Origin of the sequence: Pseudomonas sp. 86_A (assembly GCF_017491705.1) — a bacterium.
GTDB classification, from domain to species: Bacteria; Pseudomonadota; Gammaproteobacteria; order Pseudomonadales; family Pseudomonadaceae; genus Aquipseudomonas; species Aquipseudomonas koreensis.
In genome coordinates, this window is the sequence record NZ_JAFGYS010000015.1 from 156,964 (window position 1) to 173,344 (window position 16,381).

A 16,381-nucleotide genomic window follows, 5' to 3' on the forward strand; every position below is an offset into this window, starting at 1 on the left:
GCTCCTACAGGGGGATTCGCGGTTACTTGAGGTTACCGCTCAGGAACTGCTTCAGCCGCTCGCTCTTCGGGTTGCCCAGCACGTCTTCCGGCGCGCCTTCTTCTTCCACCAGCCCCTGATGCAGGAACAGCACCTGGCTGGACACCTTGCGTGCAAAACTCATTTCGTGCGTCACCATGATCATCGTCCGGCCTTCCTCGGCCAGCCCCTGAATCACTCGCAACACTTCGCTCACCAGCTCCGGGTCGAGTGCCGAGGTCGGTTCGTCGAACAGCATCACTTCCGGCTCCATCGCCAGCGCCCGGGCGATCGCCACCCGTTGTTGCTGGCCGCCGGAGAGAAACGCCGGGTACTGATCGGCGACCCGCGCCGGCAGGCCGACCTTGTCCAGGTAACGGCGGGCGCGGTCTTCAGCCTCCTGCTTGCTGCAACCGAGCACCCGTCGTGGGGCCATGGTGATGTTTTCCAGCACGGTCATGTGGCTCCACAGGTTGAAGTGCTGGAACACCATCGCCAGGCGCGTGCGCAGGCGTTGCAGTTCATTCGGGTCGGCGACGTGCATGCCGTGGCGGTCGGTGACCATGCGGATCGCCTGGCCGTCCAGGCTCATGGCGCCGTCGTTGGGTTGTTCGAGGAAGTTGATACAGCGCAGAAACGTGCTTTTGCCTGAGCCGCTGGCGCCGATCAGGCTGATCACGTCGCCAGTCCTGGCCTTGAGCGAAACGCCTTTGAGCACCTGATGGTCGCCATAGCTTTTGTGCAGGCCTTCAACGGTCAATTTGTACATGGGACAGACATCCTCAAGGCGAAAGTAGGTAGCCGCTGCGATAGGCTTCGGCGCCCGCCACGTGGGCGATCACCATGCCGGCAGTGGCCATGCGCCGCAGCGAGCGGGCGTACAGCAGGCCGGCGGCAGAGCAATGAATGGGGGTGACCCGGTCGTGGATCGGGTCGATGATTTCGGCAATCTGTTGTCCGGCCTGCAGGTATTGCCCGGCCGTGGCGGTGTACACCAGCAAGCCGCCCACCGGCGTGGTCACCGGTTCGACACCGGCCAGCGGTGTGGCGGGGAAGGGCAAGGGCGGCTGCGGCTTGGTCTCGCCGACGATTGCATCGAACTGGATCAGGTAATCGATCAGTGCCTGGCAATCACGGCTGGCCATCGGATGATTGACGTCACCCTGGCCGCGCAATTCGACGGTCACCGAGAAACTGCCCAGCGGAATCTCGAAGTGTTCGCCAAAGCGCTCCTTCAGTTGCCACCACAGCAGGGTGAAGCATTCGTCGAACGACTGGCCGCCGGAGTCGGTGGCCAGCAGGCTGGCCTGAGACTCGATGTAACGCGCCAGTGGCTCGACCTGCGGCCACGCCTCGGGGGTGGTGTAGAGGTGCACCACGGATTCGAAATCGCAGTGCAAGTCCAGCACCATGTCGGCATCGCACGCCAGCCGTTGCAGGGTCAGGCGCTGGGATTGCAGTTGCGTGGCGGGTGTCTGGCGAGCGAGGGCGTTGCGCAGGCTGGCGCGGATCAGCTCAAGGTTGCGTTGCGGGTCAGCGCTCAGTTGGCCTTCGATGTCATTGCCGATTTCTTCGCTGAGGTCGATGAACCAGCGATTGAAATTCTGCCCGCTTTCCATCTCGTAGCGGCCCAGTGGCACGTCCATCAGCACTTGTTCGAGGCCGACCGGATTGGCCACCGGCACCAGCACGATCTGGCTGCGCAGGCGCCCGGCGGCTTCCAGCTCCGCCAGGCGCTGCTTGAGGTGCCAGGCCACGAGCATGCCGGGCATTTCGTCGGCATGCAGCGAGGACTGGATGTAGACCTTGCCTTGGGCCTGCTCCGGGCCGAAGTGGAAGCTGTGGATCTGTCGTGCGGTCCCCGGCACCGGGGCCAACAGGTCATGGATCTGGTGTCGCATTACAGGTTTTCCTAGTGGGACGGCCCGAGGAAGGCCAGCCATCGGCGTTCGGCGAGGCGGAACAGGCCGACCAGCGCAAAGGTAATGGTCAGGTAGATCAGCGCGGCGATGCCGAACGACTGGAAAGTCAGGTAGGTCGCCGAGTTGGCGTCCCGTGCGACTTTCAGGATGTCGGGAATGGTCGCGGTGAAGGCCACGGTGGTCGAGTGCAGCATCAGGATCACTTCGTTGCTGTAATACGGCAACGAACGGCGCAGCGCCGAGGGCATGATCACGTAGGCGTACAGCTTCCAGCCGGTCAGGCCATAGGCCTTGGCCGCTTCGACTTCGCCGTGGTTCATGCTGCGGATCGCCCCGGCGAAAATCTCCGTGGTGTAGGCGCAGGTGTTCAGGGCGAACGCCAGGATCGTGCAGTTCATCGCATCGCGAAAGAAACTGTCGAGCAGCGGCTGCTCACGCACGGCGGCGAGGCTGTAGATGCCGGTGTAGCAGATCAGCAACTGGATATACAGCGGCGTGCCCCGGAACAGGTAGGTGTAGAACTGCACCGGCCAGCGCACATAGAAGTGCGACGAGACTCGGGCAATCGACAGCGGGATCGACACCAGGAAACCGATGAAGATCGAGGCGCTGAGCAGCCACAGGGTCATCGCCAGCCCGGTGATGTTGGTGCCGTCGGTATAAAGGAAGGGTTTCCAGTATTCCTGCAGGAGTTCGATCATCGTACGGCCTCCCGTGCGCCCGCGGCGTAACGGCGCTCGAGCCAGCGCAGGATGACGTTCGAAGCACTGGTGATCAGCAGATAGATCAAGGCGGCGAGTACCAGGAAGTAGAACAGTTGATAGGTGCTTTTACCGGCGTCCTGCGCGGCTTTGACCAGGTCGGCCAGGCCGATGATCGACACCAGTGCGGTGGCCTTGAGCATCACCATCCAGTTGTTGCCGATGCCCGGCAGGGCGAAACGCATCATTTGCGGGAACACCACGAAGCGAAAGCGCTGGCCGCGTTTGAGGCCGTAGGCGGTCGCAGCTTCCACCTGACCGCGCGGCACGGCAAGGATCGCCCCACGGAAGGTTTCGGTGAAATACGCACCATAGATGAAGCCCAGGGTGATCACCCCGGCGGTGAAGGAGTCGATTTCGATGTAGTCCCACTCCATGACATCGGTCAGGGCGGTCAGCCAGGTTTGCAGGCTGTAGAAGATCAACAGCATCAGCACCAGGTCCGGCACCCCGCGGATCAGCGTGGTGTAGAGCTGGGCAGGCAGGCGCAGCAGTTTGGATTTCGACAGTTTGGCACTGGCGCCCAAGAGACCGAGCAACACGGCCACCAGCAGCGACAACGCCGACAATTTGATGGTCATCCAGGTGCCTTCCAACAGCAACGGGCCGAAGCCCTTGAGGCTGAAGGCGGAGAGCCCCAGATTTTGTAAGAGGTTTTCGAACATAAATCAGCAACCTGAGCGAACGGAAAAGGCGCCCATCGCGTGATGGGCGCCAGGGCATTATTTACCGCTGTACAGATTCAGATCGCCAAAGTGTTTCTTTTGAATCTCGGCGTATTTGCCGTCATCGTGTAACGCTTTGATACCTTTATCTAAAAGCGCCTTCAGCTCTTTGTTACCTTTCTTAATACCGACAGCGGTTTTGGCGGGCAGCAATTCGCTGTCGACCGGCTTGCTGACTTCGTAGTTGGCCCCATCAGGCGACTTCAAAAAGCCCAGTTCGGCTTGCAGCATGTCCTGGATCGAAGCGTCGAGGCGGCCGTTTTTCAGGTCGGCGTACACTTGGTCCTGGTTGGCGTAAGCCTGGATTTTCACCCCGGCCTTTTCCAGAACGGCCTTGGCGTAGGCTTCCTGGATGGTGCCTTGCTCGTAACCGACGGACTTGCCCTTGAGCGAAGCGACGTCATCGCTCAGGCCGGAACCCTTCTTGAACACGTAGGAAGTCGGGCCGGAGAACAGCTCGCTGGAGAAGTCGATCGCCTTTTCACGGGCCGGGGTCACGGTCATCGACGAGATCACACCGTCGAATTTGTTGGCGTTGAGGCCCGGAATCATGCCGTCGAAGTCGCTTTCAACCCATTTGCACTTGACCTTCAGCTCGGCGCAGATCGCGTTGCCCAGGTCGATGTCGAAGCCCACCAGGCTGCCGTCGGCCGCTTTCGACTCGAACGGTGCGTAGGAAGGATCAACGCCAAAACGCAGCTCTTTGTATTCCTTGGCCAGCGCGGAGCCGGCAGCCATGCACAACGCCAGTGCAGAAAGGGTCAGCAATGCTTTTTTCATTATTCAATCCCTAAGAACCAATATGAGCGCTTGTGGCGCAGAATTATTGTTACTGGAACGCGTACGACCTATAGAAAGTAGCAATTTCCGAACCAGAGTCCCGAACAAGTGTTTTAAAAGGTTGGGGGAGGGAGCAGCGGGAGGGATTGGTGCACGGAAATGGGCGTTGGGAAAGGGCTGCACCATTTCGGGTCGTGTGCGGGATTTGTGGGCGTGAAATTTCCTGTGGCGAGGGAGCTTGCTCCCGCTCGGCTGCGCAGCAGTCGCAAACCTGTCAATGCCCTATGCAATGCCAGGGAGTGCTGCGCCCTCCAGCGGGAGCAAGCTCCCTCGCCACAGGATTTCATTCAGTCAAAGGTGATAAATGTCCTGGGAAACCGGGTCAGGCCAGCAAGTCCTGCAGTGTCGCCAGGCTATCGGCCTCATCCACGCTCTTGTCCTGGCGCCAGCGCAGCATCCTCGGAAAACGCACGGCAATGCCGCTCTTGTGCCGTCGCGACAGGGCGATGCCTTCGAAACCCAACTCGAACACCAGACTCGGCTTGACGCTGCTGACCGGGCCGAATTTTTCCACGGTGGTCTTGCGCACGATGCTGTCGACCTGGCGCATTTCCTCATCGGTCAGCCCCGAATAAGCCTTGGCGAACGGCACCAGCGCCCGTTGGCTGGAGTCGGGCGGGCCGTCCCATACCGCGAAGGTGTAATCGCTGTACAGGCTGGCCCGGCGGCCATGCCCGCGCTGAGCGTAGATCAACACCGCATCGACGCTGAACGGGTCGACCTTCCACTTCCACCACACGCCCATGTCCTTGGTCCGGCCCACGCCATACAGCGCATCGCGGGCCTTGAGCATCATGCCCTCGACCCCCAGCCGGCGCGAGGCTTCACGCTGGCGCGCGAGATCGAACCAGTCGCTGCCGGTGAGAACCGGTGAGGGCAGTAACACCGGGTTGTTACCGTGGGCGATCACCTCTTCCAGTTGCGCGCGCCGTTCGGCTTGCGGGCGGTTGCGCCAGTCTTCGCCTTGCCATTCCAGCAAGTCGTAGGCGAGCACTACCACGGGCAGATCTTCGAGGATCTTCTTGTCGAGGGTCTTGCGGCCGATGCGTTGCTGCAGCAGGGCGAACGGTTGCACGGCCGGTGGCGTTGTCGATTGCGGATCGAAGGCGTCTTCGGTGGTTGGGTGGGTGCTTTTCCAGACCACGATTTCGCCGTCGATCACCGTTCCATCGGGCAAGCTGTGCACCAGTGTGTCGAACTCGGGGAATCGTTCAGTGACCAGCTCTTCACCGCGCGACCAGACCCACAATCGCCCCTCACGCTTGACCACCTGCGCCCGGATGCCATCCCACTTCCATTCCACCTGCCAATCGCTTGCCGGCCCCAATAGCCCTTCAAATTCCTCGACCGATTGCGACAAGCCATGGGCGAGGAAGAACGGGTAGGGCTGGCCGCCGCGTTGCGCGTGTTCGTCGGCGGACTCCGGTGCGATCAGTTTCAGGTAGCTGGCGGCGCTCGGCCGGTTCGACAGGTCGGTGTAACCCACCAGGCGCTGCGCCACGCGTTTGCTGTCGAGGCCGGCCATCGACGCCAAGGCGCGGGTGACCAGCAGTTTCGACACGCCGACGCGAAAGCTGCCGGTGATCAATTTGATGCACAGCATCAGGCTCGGCCGATCCAGCTGCGCCCACAGCGCCGGCAACTGGCGGGCGAGGTATTCCGGGGTTTCACCGCGCAGCGGCAGCAGTTTGTCTTCGATCCATTCGGCCAGGCCGGCCTCGGAGCTGTGAGGGTTTTCCGGCAGCACCAACGAAATGGTCTCGGCCAGATCGCCGACCGCCTGGTAGCTCTCTTCGAACAACCAAGGTTCAAGCCCCGAAACGTCGACGGCCAATTCGCGCAGGGTGCGCACCGGCACAAGTTGTCGCGGGCGACCGCCGGACAGAAAGTACACCGCCCACGCCGCATCCTGCGGTGCAGCCTGGGCGAAGTAGTTTTGCATGGCCGCCAGTTTGGCGTTGCTGGACGTGGTGGCGTCGAGTTCGGCGTACAACTCGGCGAACGCTTTCATGCTTGCACCTCGGCAATAACCGGTTCGGCGTCGATGTTTTCCTCCTCATCGTCGCCGTATTCGGTGGTGAACCCCTGGGCATCCAGGCCTTGTTCGCGCAGATGACGGACCAGAACGCCGATCGAGCCGTGGGTGACCATCACCCGTTCGGCGCCAGTCTGTTCGATGGCCCAGAGCAGACCGGGCCAGTCGGCGTGATCCGACAGCACGAAGCCACGATCCACCCCGCGCCGCCGGCGAGTGCCACGCAGACGCATCCAGCCGCTGGCGAAGGCGTCGCTGAACTCACCGAAACGCCGCATCCAAGTGCTGCCACCGGCCGAGGGCGGAGCGATGACCAAGGCCTGGCGCATGATCGGGTCTGACTTTTTCACATCGCCGGCGTAGATCGTCGGCGGCAGATAAACCCCGGCCTCGCGGTAGACCCGGTTCAGCGGTTCGACCGCGCCATGACTGAGGATCGGCCCGAGGCTGGCGTCGATGCCATGCAGAATCCGCTGGGCCTTGCCGAACGAATAGCAGAACAACACGCTGGCCTTGCCGGCGGCGATGTTCGCCTGCCACCACTGGTTGATTTCGCTGAACACCTGCGCCTGCGGCTGCCAGCGATAAATCGGCAGGCCGAAGGTCGATTCGGTGATGAAGGTGTGGCAACGCACGGGTTCAAATGGCGCGCAGGTGCCATCGGGCTCGATCTTGTAGTCACCGGACGCGACCCAGACTTCGCCGCCGTATTCCAGGCGCACCTGTGACGAACCGAGCACGTGGCCGGCAGGATGAAAGCTCAGGGTCACCCCGTGGTGGGTCAGGCGCTGGCCGTAGGCGAGGGTCTGCAGGTTGATGTCCTGCCCAAGGCGTGCGCGCAAGATCCCTTCGCTGGCGCTGCTGGCCAGATAGTGCTGGTTGCCGGTACGCGCGTGATCGCCATGGGCGTGGGTGATCACCGAACGCTCGACCGGGCGCCACGGATCAATATAGAAATCCCCGGCGGGGCAGTACAAACCTTCGGGGCGGGCAATAACAAGGTCCATGTCGTTACCAGAATGGAGGACTTGTTAGCTAAGAGGCTGGTGCGGGTCTGGAAGTTCTATCGATTTTTTTCAGGGCGACACTGCGCCCATGTAGGAGTGAGCCTGCTCGCGATCGCGGTACATCAGTGACTTTTTCAGAAACTGGCACACCGCGATCGCGAGCAGGCTCACTCCTACAAGGGGGCTGCGCTTATTTGCCCGGCGTCAGGGTCAAACGCGTCTTGCCATACACCCGGTCAAAGTTCTGCGGCTGCATCGGCAAGCCGATGTACTGGCCCTTGAGCCAGGCATCGATGCCGTTAAGGTAGTTCGGACTGGCCGGGTTGCCGGACTGGCCGGTGCCGTTCTGCCCCATCAGCGGCTCGGTCTGGCTGAAGTCGACGATGAAACGCATCGACGGCGCGCGCGTGGTGTTGAAGTCTTTACCCCAGGCAAACGCCGCAGTATTGAGCGTGGTGTGATCGCCGCCGGCTGCCAGTGGGCCGCGAATGGTCTGGCCGCTGGCGTTTTTCCACGTGTAGCCATGCAGTTTGCCCCACTGCCAGGCCTTGTGATCGCCACCCAACTGGCTGTCGCCGGCGCTGATCGCTGCCGCCAGGCTGCGGGCGAGAATCACCGCTTTGTCTTCTTTCTGCGGGGTGCGGATGTCATCCCAGAACGGGCTGTCTTCGCGACCGAGCAGGTGATCGGCTTGCGCTGCGTAGGACAGGTCGCCATTGGCGATAAAGGCTTTCCACGCCGGGCTCGACTCGGGGCCGAGCTCGTCGAGGAAGATCTGTTTCATGCTTTCTTGCAGGAACAGTTCGTAGATCGCCGCGTCGGCCGACGTCGGGCTGAGTTTGCCATCGAACGCCATCAACCGGCTGAACGCCTCACGGGCCTTGCTGCGATCGGCTTCCGGCAGTGCGTCGATCGCCTGTTTCAGCGGCTGCTTCATGCCCGGGGCTTCAAACATTTTCTTCAGCTTGGCGGCGAATGTCGTGGTCTGGTCGTACTGCATGGCGATCACGCTGCGCCCGTCCTGCTTGCCGCTGCCGGCCAGTTCTGCCAGGCGCTCGCCACGCTCCGGCGCGGCCCAGGAGTTGGACAGTTGCATGCCGTAGCCGTGAGGAATCACCCGCTGGTTGGCGGTGCCGAGCCAGCCTTGGCTCGGGTCTTGATCGTACGGGTGCAGCATCGGGTCGGCGTAACCGTCCCAGTCGTAGCGACCTTCCCAGCCCGGCGATGGCAGCAGGCCTTCGCCTTCGCGGCGGTTAGGGAAACGCCCGGTGACTTGCCAGCCGATGTTGCTGGCGTCGGCGAACACCATGTTCAGGGCGATGGCGCGGATCTCGCGACTGGCGTCCGAGGCGCGTTCAACGTTCTGTGCGCGGGTCAGGTCAAAAAACGCGTCCAGCGATTTGTCGTCGGTGAAGCTCGGTGTTTGCAGGGCCAGGCCAAAGCCGTTGCCCTGCGCCGCAGCCTGGGCACTGTTGAGCAGCGCACCGTGGCGGGTTTCGTACACAGCTTCGCGAATCGGTCGCTGGCCTTTGACGAAATAGGTTTCGTTGCGCACGCCCAGCGGCTGCCATTTACCGTTGACCTCATAGGTCAGGCTGCTGCCCTGACGGCGGATTTTTTCCAGGAACAGGTCCTGGTTGTCACCGAGCACGCTGGTGGCGCTCCACGCGACTTTGCCGTTGAAGCCGCCGAGGACCATCGGCAGACCGGCGATGGTGACGCCGGCGGCCTGATATTTCGGCGCGCGGATCTGCACGAAGGTCCACAGCGACGGCGCCGTCAGTGGGCCATGGCTGTCGCTGGCGAGAATGCTCTTGCCACTGCGGCTGCGTTGCGGGGCGATGGCCCAGTTGTTCGAGGTGCTGGTGCCCAGCGGATTCTCTGCGGCCAATTGTTGACTGGCGTTGCTCAGCTCGCTGAGGCCAGGGATCTGCCCATTGAGTTTGAGGCCTTGCAGCTTGTCGGCCTCGGCCAGCGGCAGGTTTTCGTCCGGCGCGGACGGGGTCAGCCAGGCGAGTTTGTCGGTGGTCACGGTTTGCGCCAGCACCAGGGAGGCGATCTCTTCCGGCAGGTTGGCCGACTGGCTGAAGTTCAGCAGCGCGAAGATCAGCGCCGAATCTTCCGGTTTCCAGTATTCAGGCTTGTAGCCGCTGGAGGCGAGGTCGCCCGGCAGTTTGTCGGCATAGCGGAACAGGTAGGCGTTGACGCCCCGCGCATAGACTTCGAAGAACCGCTTGAGCCGTGGCGACGAGGCCTTGTACAGCTCGTCGGCGCTTTTCTTCAGGTTGACTGCGCGCATGTAGCGGTCGGCGTCGAGCATCGACGCGCCGGACATTTCCGCCAGACGGCCCTGAGCCAACAGGCGCAGGGTGACCATCTGATTGATGCGGTCGCTGGCATGCACGTAACCGAGGGTGAACAGCGCGTCGTGGAAGCTGTTGCTTTCGATCAACGGCATGCCCATGGCATTGCGGCGGACCGAAACGTTCTGCGCCAGGCCCTTGAGCGGTTGCACGCCGGAGGTCGGCGGGAGGGTGTCCTGAGCGTTCCAGGTCTGGCAACCGGACAGGCTCAAGACACCGGCCACTGCTGCGGCAACGCCGAACCGGGGAAGAAAATGTGTAAGGGCTGGCGAGGCCATGGCAAAGCTCCTGCGGGGGTGTAGAGGCTGGGGGCGCAATAAAGCCGCTACGTTAGTGAGCAGGCGGTGGCCGCGCAAGCGGGGCGAGTGGTTATTTCTGTATTTGTCTGACCAACAGCCAATCAGCAGAGAGAGCAGTGCTTTTGTGGCGAGGGAGCTTGCTCCCGCTCGGCTGCGCAGCGGTCGTTATCCAGGCTGCGCATTTTTCTGATAAATCGCGGCGAACAGTCTGGGAGCGCTTCGCACTCCAGCGGGAGCAAGCTCCCTCGCCACAAAAAGGGTTCATCCAAATATCAGGATTTCGGCGGGTTGGCATACGTGTTCACCGTCGCCGGGTGATCGTTGATTGGGTTGAACCAGCGCTTGCTCACCCTGTGGCGATGATGCTGAAGTGCGGAAAATTCAATGACCCTGCGTGAGACAAATCGCCATGGAGCTTCAGACCAACGCCGCACTGATCATCATCGACCAGCAACAAGGCATTCTGGAACCGCGCCTGGGGCGGCGGAATAACCCGCAGGCCGAAGAACGCATGCTCGATTTGCTGGGGGCGTGGCGCAGCAGTGGGCGACCGGTGATTCATGTGCAGCATCTGTCGCATTCGCCGCAGTCGGTGTTCTGGCCCGAGCAGCCGGGCGTGGAGTTTCAGCTGCGGTTTGCGCCACAGAAGGGCGAGTGGCTGATTCAGAAGCGCGTGCCGGATGCGTTCTGTGCCACAGGACTGGAGGCGCAGTTGCGTAAGGCGGGAATCGGGCAATTGATCATCGTCGGTGTGGCGACCCACAACTCGGTGGAGTCCACGGCGCGCACGGCAGGCAATCTGGGGTTTGAGGCGTGGGTGGTGGAGGATGCGTGCTTCACCTTCGACAAGGCCGATTATTTCGGCACGCCGCGTTCAGCCGAAGAAGTGCACGGTATGTCGCTGGGTAATTTGCACGGGGAGTATGCGACGGTGACCAGCGCTGCGCAGATTCTGGCGGCCGGCTGAAAAAAACGGTGGGAGCTGGCTTGCCAGCGATCGCGGTGTGTCAGGCGAGATCAATGTCGAAGGTGCCGGCTTCATCGCTGGCAAGCCAGCTCCCACAGGAATCACGGTGCATTCCTCTGTGGGAGTGAGCCTGCTCGCGATAGCGATGTTTCAGGCGAAGAAGGACTTCGCCCAAGGCATCAAGCGCCGTGGCACTTCTTGAATTTCTTGCCGTTTCCGCAGGGGCAAGGGTCGTTGCGGCCGACGTCTTTCAGGGCGTTGCGCACCGGTTCCTGGTGGGCGTGGCCGCAGTTCGGGCCGTGGACATGGCCATGGTCATGATCGTGATGATGGTCATGATCGTGGTTGCAGTCTGGGCCATGGACATGAGGTTGCTGAGTCATCGGTTTTGCTCCGGAATTAAATCGGCGGGGATTATCACGCCATTGCGCTCCAGGTGCACGTAGTGGGCGATGAATAAACCGGTTTCCATCTCGCCTTGCAGTCGATAAGGCACCTGCTGCTGCGGACTCTTGAGCATTTTCACCACGTCCTTCACCCGCGGCCACAGGTTGGTGCGGATCGGTATCCGGTAGAAAGCGCTGCTTTTGGGCGCCACAGTGATCCAGTGTTCGTGCTCGCCTTCGGCCAGCAGCAGGTCGGCCAGATGAATGCGGTATTCCATGCCGCGCACGGTCAGGTCGCTGTCGTTGGGGTTGTCGATGCGAAAGTGCAGGATGAATTTCTGTTCGAGCAGCTTGGCCCGCACCACCTCGACTTTCACCAGGTGGACGGCGGGGTCGACGCTGTCATCGCTGAACCACGAGGCGCAACCGCCGAGGTTCAGGATCAGCATCAACAACAAGCCATGTAGTGTGCGGCGGTGACCGAGCATCGAAAAAACTCCCTTTGTGCCCCAGTCTAGTCGGCGCTTCCCTTTATGCGGCGAAATACCCCGCGCAGCACTTCTTGAACTTCTGCCCGCTGGCACAAATACACGCATCGTTGCGGCCCGGCTTCAACTGCACGGTCGGGTCGATAAAGTACCAACGATCGCCGTTCTGCACGAATGAGGAGCGCTCACGGTGGCTGTGTTCACCCTGGCTGTCGTGCCAGCGCGCGGTGAAGGTGACGAAGGCGTGCTCGGGCTGGCCGCCAAACACTTCCGAGCTTTCGACATCAAGGCCGAGCCAGGTGCTCTGCGCACTCCAGGCGCTGATCGACTGGCGATCCAGACCCGCCTGTTGGGCGGGCAGGGTGGTGGCCACCAGATAATCGATCAGCCCCAGCACGTAGGCGCTGTAGCGCGAACGCATCAGCGCTTCAGCGCACGGCGCCGGGTGGCCGGCGTGATAGTGGCCGCAGCAGGCCTCCAGCAGGTTGCCGCTGCCGCACGGGCAAATGGCTGTACTCATTGCATTACCACCAGTATTTCCCGAAGTTTTCCGGATTGGCCCAGAATCGCGAGTTGAGCCAGTCGGGGACTTGTTTGTAGTCAAGCAGATCGTAGGTGAACAGGGTCAACACTTGATCGTCGCGCTGGAAGCGTTCACTGGCTTGCAGTGCCAGCGAGTAGAAATCGGTTTCCTGCCAGCCGCTGGCCGGCAGATCCGCCAGCACCGCAATGCGGCTGGCGTTGAGGTTGCGGATCCCGCCCAGCAGGTTCAGGCCATCGCGCTTGGGCAGATGCTCCAGGCAATCGACCACCAGCGCCAGGTCGAAGCGCCGCGCCGCGAGTTCGGCGGGTAACGCACCGGGTTCGGCGTGGGCGACGCAACAGTCCGGGTGCGCTGCTTTAAAGGCGGCGAGCGCCGGAAATTCGCTGGCGCCGATCAGCAGCAAGCGCGCCGGGGCATAGCGATCCAGTAAAGCAGCCAGCGCCTGTTGCGGCGTGCGCGAAGAAATGGCGACGTTCATCGAAGCTCCTCAATCAGATCGCCAAGACTAGCGCGCCAGACGGATCCGGCCTAGACCCCGATTTGCCGCGGGCGGCAAAAGTGCCGAATCACTGTGAACACGGTCCCAAATGCCAGTGGCCTATTGCTGGCGGAGATTAAAACTCCGGTCTTTACTCCGTGAATCGGTTCTAAGCCGATCCCTCAGGAGAAAACCAGATGAGCATAGTTCGGACAGCATTACCTTTGATTCTGCTAACCAGTGTGTTGACTGGTTGCGCAGGTTTGCAGAAAACCGACTGGCCGACCTGTGCGGCGGTCGGTGGTGTAGTCGGTGCCGGTCTCGGCGCGACGGAAAGTTCGGCGTGGGCCGGTTATGGCGCACTGTTGGTCGGTGGTACGGCAGCGGCCTATTGCTGGGTGCACGGTGATGGCGACGAAGACGGCGATGGTGTGCCGGACAGTCGCGACAAGTGCCCGCACACGCCTAAAGGCGTGCAGGTCGATGCTGACGGCTGCCCTCCACCCGCCCCGGCGCCAGTGGTAGAAGAGGCCGTTGTGGTCAAGGAAGAAACCATCGTGATCCGCGATGTGCACTTCCAGTTCGACAAAGCCACCCTGACCGCTTCCGACAAACAGGTTCTGGACAAAGTCGCCACGCGCCTGAAACAAGAGTCGTCCACGGCGCAACTGACCGTGACCGGCCACACCGACAGCGTCGGCAGCGATGCCTACAACAAGAAACTGTCGGATCGCCGTGCGCATTCGGTGGTGGAATACCTGATCCAGCAAGGTGTGCCGCGTGCCAGCTTCGTCTCGGTCTCGGGCATGGGTGAGAGCCAGCCAGTGGCGGATAACAAAACCGCTGACGGTCGCGCACAGAACCGCCGTACCGAAATCAAAATCGTCCGCTAGCCCCTCTCGCTTCCGCGGCTTGTGCAGTCGCGGAAGCGGGTCTTTACTCCTGTGTAACCGGTATGGGCCGGTGACACAGGAGCTTTCACAATGACTGTTTTCTCAAGGTCCGTCTTGCCGGTGCTGCTGCTAGGCAGCTTGCTCACCGGTTGCGCCACTCACAGCGATGGCGATGCCCCCCTCAATCAACGTACGTGGCCAATCTGCAGCCTGATCGGCGGGCTGGTCGGTGGCGGTCTTGGCGCCATTGAAAGTGGCGGCTGGGCCGGTGGCGGTGCGGCGCTGGGGATTCTGACTGGCGGGCTGATCTGCTATGCCCAGGATGGCGATGAAGACGGCGATGGCGTGTTCGACCGCCGCGACCGTTGCCCTGACACCCCGGCCAATACCCCGGTTGATCATCGTGGCTGTCCGTTACCGCAATATCCGGTCACGGTAAAAGCCCCGGAGCCTGCGCCGCAATCGGAAGTCATCACCCTCAGCGATGCGGGCAATGTGTTGTTCGATTTCGACAAATCGGACCTGACCCCGGCCGCCAAGGCCCAGCTCGACACGCTGATGGACAAGCTGCGCAATGCCGACGTGGTCAGCATCAAGGTCATCGGCCATACCGACAGCAAAGGTTCGGATGCCTATAACCAGGCGCTGTCCGAGCGGCGCGCCAGCAGTGTCGCGGCGTATCTGCTGAGCCAGGGCCTGGAACCGAGCAAACTGACCAGTGAAGGGCGTGGCGAGAGCGAGCCGGTAGCGGATAACGCAACGGACGAGGGCCGGGCGAAAAACCGTCGGGTGGAGTTGCATATCAATCGCTAGGACGTGTCTGTAGTCCGCAAGCTAGAGCTGCCGGGCGACGAAAATCGTCGAACCGGCAGCCATCCGACGACTGACAAAAGTTTTTTCTTTTGCCCCTCTGGCTTATCCCCCGTCGAAGCCGTTACTGTGCGCCCAAAGAATAATTCCGACACGGGGGAGCGTATGAAGGTTTTCTGGGGGCTGGGGCGTTTGCTGACCCTGCTGTTCTGGTGCGTGGTGGTGGTCAATCTGCTGCTGCCGTTTGTGCATCCGCTGCATGCGCTGGTCAATCTGGCCGGTGCCTCGCTGCTGGCGCTGCATGTGCTGGAGTTGCTTTTCTCGCGCCTCAAGGGGCGTCCCAACCCGTGGCGCGACCGTGTGCGCATCCTGCTGTTCGGCGTTTTTCACCTGCAAACCATCCCGGCCCCGGCCGCTCCGGAGGCTTCTTCCCATGCGTAAACTTTGCCTGCTCGCTGCATTGATCAGTCCCCTGGCCTGTGCCCAGGTGGTCAGCGTCGAACCCAACTCGCTGATGCGCCTGCCCAATACCGCCAGCACCTTGCAGCTGGAACGGCTGGAAGTGGCGGACTACGGCACCCTGTTGATTCCTTCGAACGTGACCGAGCTGAGCATCGGCGAATTGCGTCTGGGCCACGAAGCGCGCATAGCGATCGTCCCCAGCGAACAGGCGCTGGACATGAAAGTCGGCCAAGCGCAGTTGGCCGAAGGCAGTCTGATCACTGCTCGCGGTGCGCCGGGCACTTATGAAAAAGCCGCCCGCGCCGGACGCAATCTGAATTTGCAGTTCAAGGCCTTGAGCGCGCCAAAACTGTTTGTGGATGCTCGCGGCGGCACCGGAGCACCGGGTTTCGTCGGCCTCGATGGCGGCAACGGTGAAGATCCGGGTTGCACCTGGGGCGAGGCCGGTCACGGTTTTGATGGCAGCAACGGCAGCGACGGCCAACCCGGAGCGCCGGGAGCGCTGGTGCGTCTGGAAGTGCCGCGCGAGTTTCCGGCTGAGCTGATCAAGGTCAACGTCGCTGGCGGCGCCGGTGGCCCGGCGGGTGTTGGTGGCAAGGCCGGCAAGGGCGGCAAGTCCAAAGGCTGCCTGGTGTATCGCGCCGATGGCGGCAAAAACGGCAAGGCCGGGGCTGATGGTCAGCCGGGGCCGGTGGGTGCGGCGGGGGCCGTGACTGTGCAGCGCCTCTAAATAACAGCACTGTTCACCATTGTGGCGAGGGAGCTTGCTCCCGCTGGGTCGCGTAGCGGCCCCACTCCAGATAACGCGTTTCATCAGATTGAACGCGCCAGCTGATGTGGGGCTGCTGCGCAGCCCCGCGGGAGCAAGCTCCCTCGCCACAAAAAGTGCTTGTCGTCAGTGGGTCAGAACATCGGCCGCGCCGCCGCAATCGCCACCAGCACCAGCCCGACAATCAGATTGATCCCCACCACCCGGCGAATCCGCCCCAGCACTGCCGCACCCGCCGGCCAGTCCTTGGCTTCCACTGCCTTGCGCAACTCAGGCAGCATCAAACCCTGAATGCGGATAAACAGCGCAGTCATCACCACATACAGCCCCATCATCACCTGCACGTACTTCGGTGCGGTCTCGAAGCCGATGTGCTGCAAGTGCAGCATGCCCACACCGCTGATCGGCAGCAGGATCACCGCCACCCAGACCCAACGGAAAAAACCTTGAAACACTTCCACCCACAGGGTCAGGCGGGCGGGGCCGTCGAGGGCCTTGACCGCCGCCGGGCGCAGGACCATCCAGGCGAAAAACATGCCGCCGACCCAGACCAGGGCGGCCAGGACATGCAGCGGATAAACGAGGCTAAAAGGTGTCATTGGGGCACTCCGTTC

18 protein-coding genes are annotated in these 16,381 nt (G+C 62.0%); 5 read left to right on the plus strand and 13 right to left on the minus strand.

Annotated elements, in window-relative coordinates:
• Positions 1 to 22 precede the first annotated feature (22 nt).
• The 8 genes from J5M57_RS22795 to J5M57_RS22830 all read right to left on the minus strand — a co-directional run bounded on the left by J5M57_RS22795 (position 23) and on the right by J5M57_RS22830 (position 9,949).
• Positions 23 to 787 carry an ATP-binding cassette domain-containing protein gene (locus tag J5M57_RS22795; RefSeq protein WP_207847136.1) on the minus strand — a complete coding sequence of 255 codons (765 nt, stop codon included), beginning with the start codon at positions 785 to 787 and terminating at the stop codon, positions 23 to 25.
• 13 nt (positions 788 to 800) lie between these two features.
• Positions 801 to 1,919 (minus strand): succinylglutamate desuccinylase/aspartoacylase family protein, encoded by a 1,119-nt coding sequence (locus J5M57_RS22800; RefSeq protein WP_064586295.1) that lies wholly within the window; start codon positions 1,917 to 1,919, stop codon positions 801 to 803.
• A gap of 11 nt (positions 1,920 to 1,930) precedes the next feature.
• On the minus strand, positions 1,931 to 2,641 hold the full coding sequence (locus J5M57_RS22805) for an ABC transporter permease (RefSeq protein ID WP_083366820.1): 711 nt from the start codon (positions 2,639 to 2,641) through the stop codon (positions 1,931 to 1,933).
• On the minus strand, positions 2,638 to 3,366 hold the full coding sequence (locus J5M57_RS22810; protein ID WP_003222319.1) for an ABC transporter permease: 729 nt from the start codon (positions 3,364 to 3,366) through the stop codon (positions 2,638 to 2,640). Before J5M57_RS22810 ends, J5M57_RS22805 begins: the two co-directional genes overlap by 4 nt.
• Positions 3,367 to 3,423: 57 nt before the next feature.
• Positions 3,424 to 4,206: a transporter substrate-binding domain-containing protein gene (locus J5M57_RS22815; protein WP_003222321.1), complete on the minus strand. Its 783-nt coding sequence runs from the start codon at positions 4,204 to 4,206 to the stop codon at positions 3,424 to 3,426.
• Positions 4,207 to 4,588: 382 nt separating this feature from the next.
• Entirely contained in the window at positions 4,589 to 6,277 is a 1,689-nt protein-coding gene (locus J5M57_RS22820) for an ATP-dependent DNA ligase (protein WP_207847127.1), read from the minus strand.
• Entirely contained in the window at positions 6,274 to 7,308 is a 1,035-nt protein-coding gene (locus tag J5M57_RS22825) for a ligase-associated DNA damage response exonuclease (protein ID WP_064586302.1), read from the minus strand. The genes J5M57_RS22820 and J5M57_RS22825 overlap by 4 nt, the downstream gene beginning before the upstream one ends.
• Before the next feature lie 190 nt (positions 7,309 to 7,498).
• Positions 7,499 to 9,949, minus strand: coding sequence for a penicillin acylase family protein (locus tag J5M57_RS22830; RefSeq protein ID WP_207847125.1), 2,451 nt, complete (start codon positions 9,947 to 9,949; stop codon positions 7,499 to 7,501).
• A gap of 430 nt (positions 9,950 to 10,379) precedes the next feature.
• Here J5M57_RS22830 and J5M57_RS22835 point away from each other — a divergent pair, with 430 nt between their 5' ends.
• Complete coding sequence (locus J5M57_RS22835; protein ID WP_169841147.1) at positions 10,380 to 10,937, plus strand: cysteine hydrolase family protein; 558 nt, start codon at positions 10,380 to 10,382, stop codon at positions 10,935 to 10,937.
• 179 nt (positions 10,938 to 11,116) lie between these two features.
• Here the strand turns inward: J5M57_RS22835 and J5M57_RS22840 are convergent, their stop codons facing one another.
• Genes J5M57_RS22840 through J5M57_RS22855 form a run of 4 tightly spaced genes read right to left on the minus strand, consistent with a single transcriptional unit; the run spans position 11,117 to position 12,833 of the window.
• Positions 11,117 to 11,320, minus strand: a complete 204-nt coding sequence (locus J5M57_RS22840) for an SEC-C metal-binding domain-containing protein (RefSeq protein WP_003198420.1) — start codon at positions 11,318 to 11,320, stop codon at positions 11,117 to 11,119.
• Complete coding sequence (locus J5M57_RS22845) at positions 11,317 to 11,811, minus strand: LEA type 2 family protein (RefSeq protein ID WP_207847122.1); 495 nt, start codon at positions 11,809 to 11,811, stop codon at positions 11,317 to 11,319. The genes J5M57_RS22840 and J5M57_RS22845 overlap by 4 nt, the downstream gene beginning before the upstream one ends.
• Before the next feature lie 43 nt (positions 11,812 to 11,854).
• A complete protein-coding gene (locus J5M57_RS22850) occupies positions 11,855 to 12,331 on the minus strand; it encodes a YchJ family protein (RefSeq protein WP_169841145.1) in 477 nt (158 codons plus the stop codon).
• Between the two features lie 4 nt (positions 12,332 to 12,335).
• Positions 12,336 to 12,833: a DUF6231 family protein gene (locus J5M57_RS22855; RefSeq protein ID WP_207847105.1), complete on the minus strand. Its 498-nt coding sequence runs from the start codon at positions 12,831 to 12,833 to the stop codon at positions 12,336 to 12,338.
• A 197-nt stretch (positions 12,834 to 13,030) separates the two neighbouring features.
• Between J5M57_RS22855 and J5M57_RS22860 the strand changes: the two genes are divergently transcribed.
• The 4 genes from J5M57_RS22860 (at position 13,031) to J5M57_RS22875 (ending at position 15,728) form a co-directional block, all read left to right on the plus strand.
• Entirely contained in the window at positions 13,031 to 13,726 is a 696-nt protein-coding gene (locus tag J5M57_RS22860) for an OmpA family protein (RefSeq protein WP_169841143.1), read from the plus strand.
• A 90-nt stretch (positions 13,727 to 13,816) separates the two neighbouring features.
• On the plus strand, positions 13,817 to 14,539 hold the full coding sequence (locus J5M57_RS22865; protein WP_083366814.1) for an OmpA family protein: 723 nt from the start codon (positions 13,817 to 13,819) through the stop codon (positions 14,537 to 14,539).
• Positions 14,540 to 14,701: 162 nt separating this feature from the next.
• Positions 14,702 to 14,977: a DUF1145 domain-containing protein gene (locus tag J5M57_RS22870; RefSeq protein WP_207847103.1), complete on the plus strand. Its 276-nt coding sequence runs from the start codon at positions 14,702 to 14,704 to the stop codon at positions 14,975 to 14,977.
• Entirely contained in the window at positions 14,970 to 15,728 is a 759-nt protein-coding gene (locus tag J5M57_RS22875) for a collagen-like protein (protein WP_207847102.1), read from the plus strand. The genes J5M57_RS22870 and J5M57_RS22875 overlap by 8 nt, the downstream gene beginning before the upstream one ends.
• Positions 15,729 to 15,901: 173 nt before the next feature.
• On the opposite strand, the gene J5M57_RS22880 is transcribed toward J5M57_RS22875, so the two are convergent.
• Positions 15,902 to 16,366: a DUF2269 family protein gene (locus tag J5M57_RS22880; protein WP_064586325.1), complete on the minus strand. Its 465-nt coding sequence runs from the start codon at positions 16,364 to 16,366 to the stop codon at positions 15,902 to 15,904.
• Between the last annotated feature and the right edge of the window lie 15 nt (positions 16,367 to 16,381).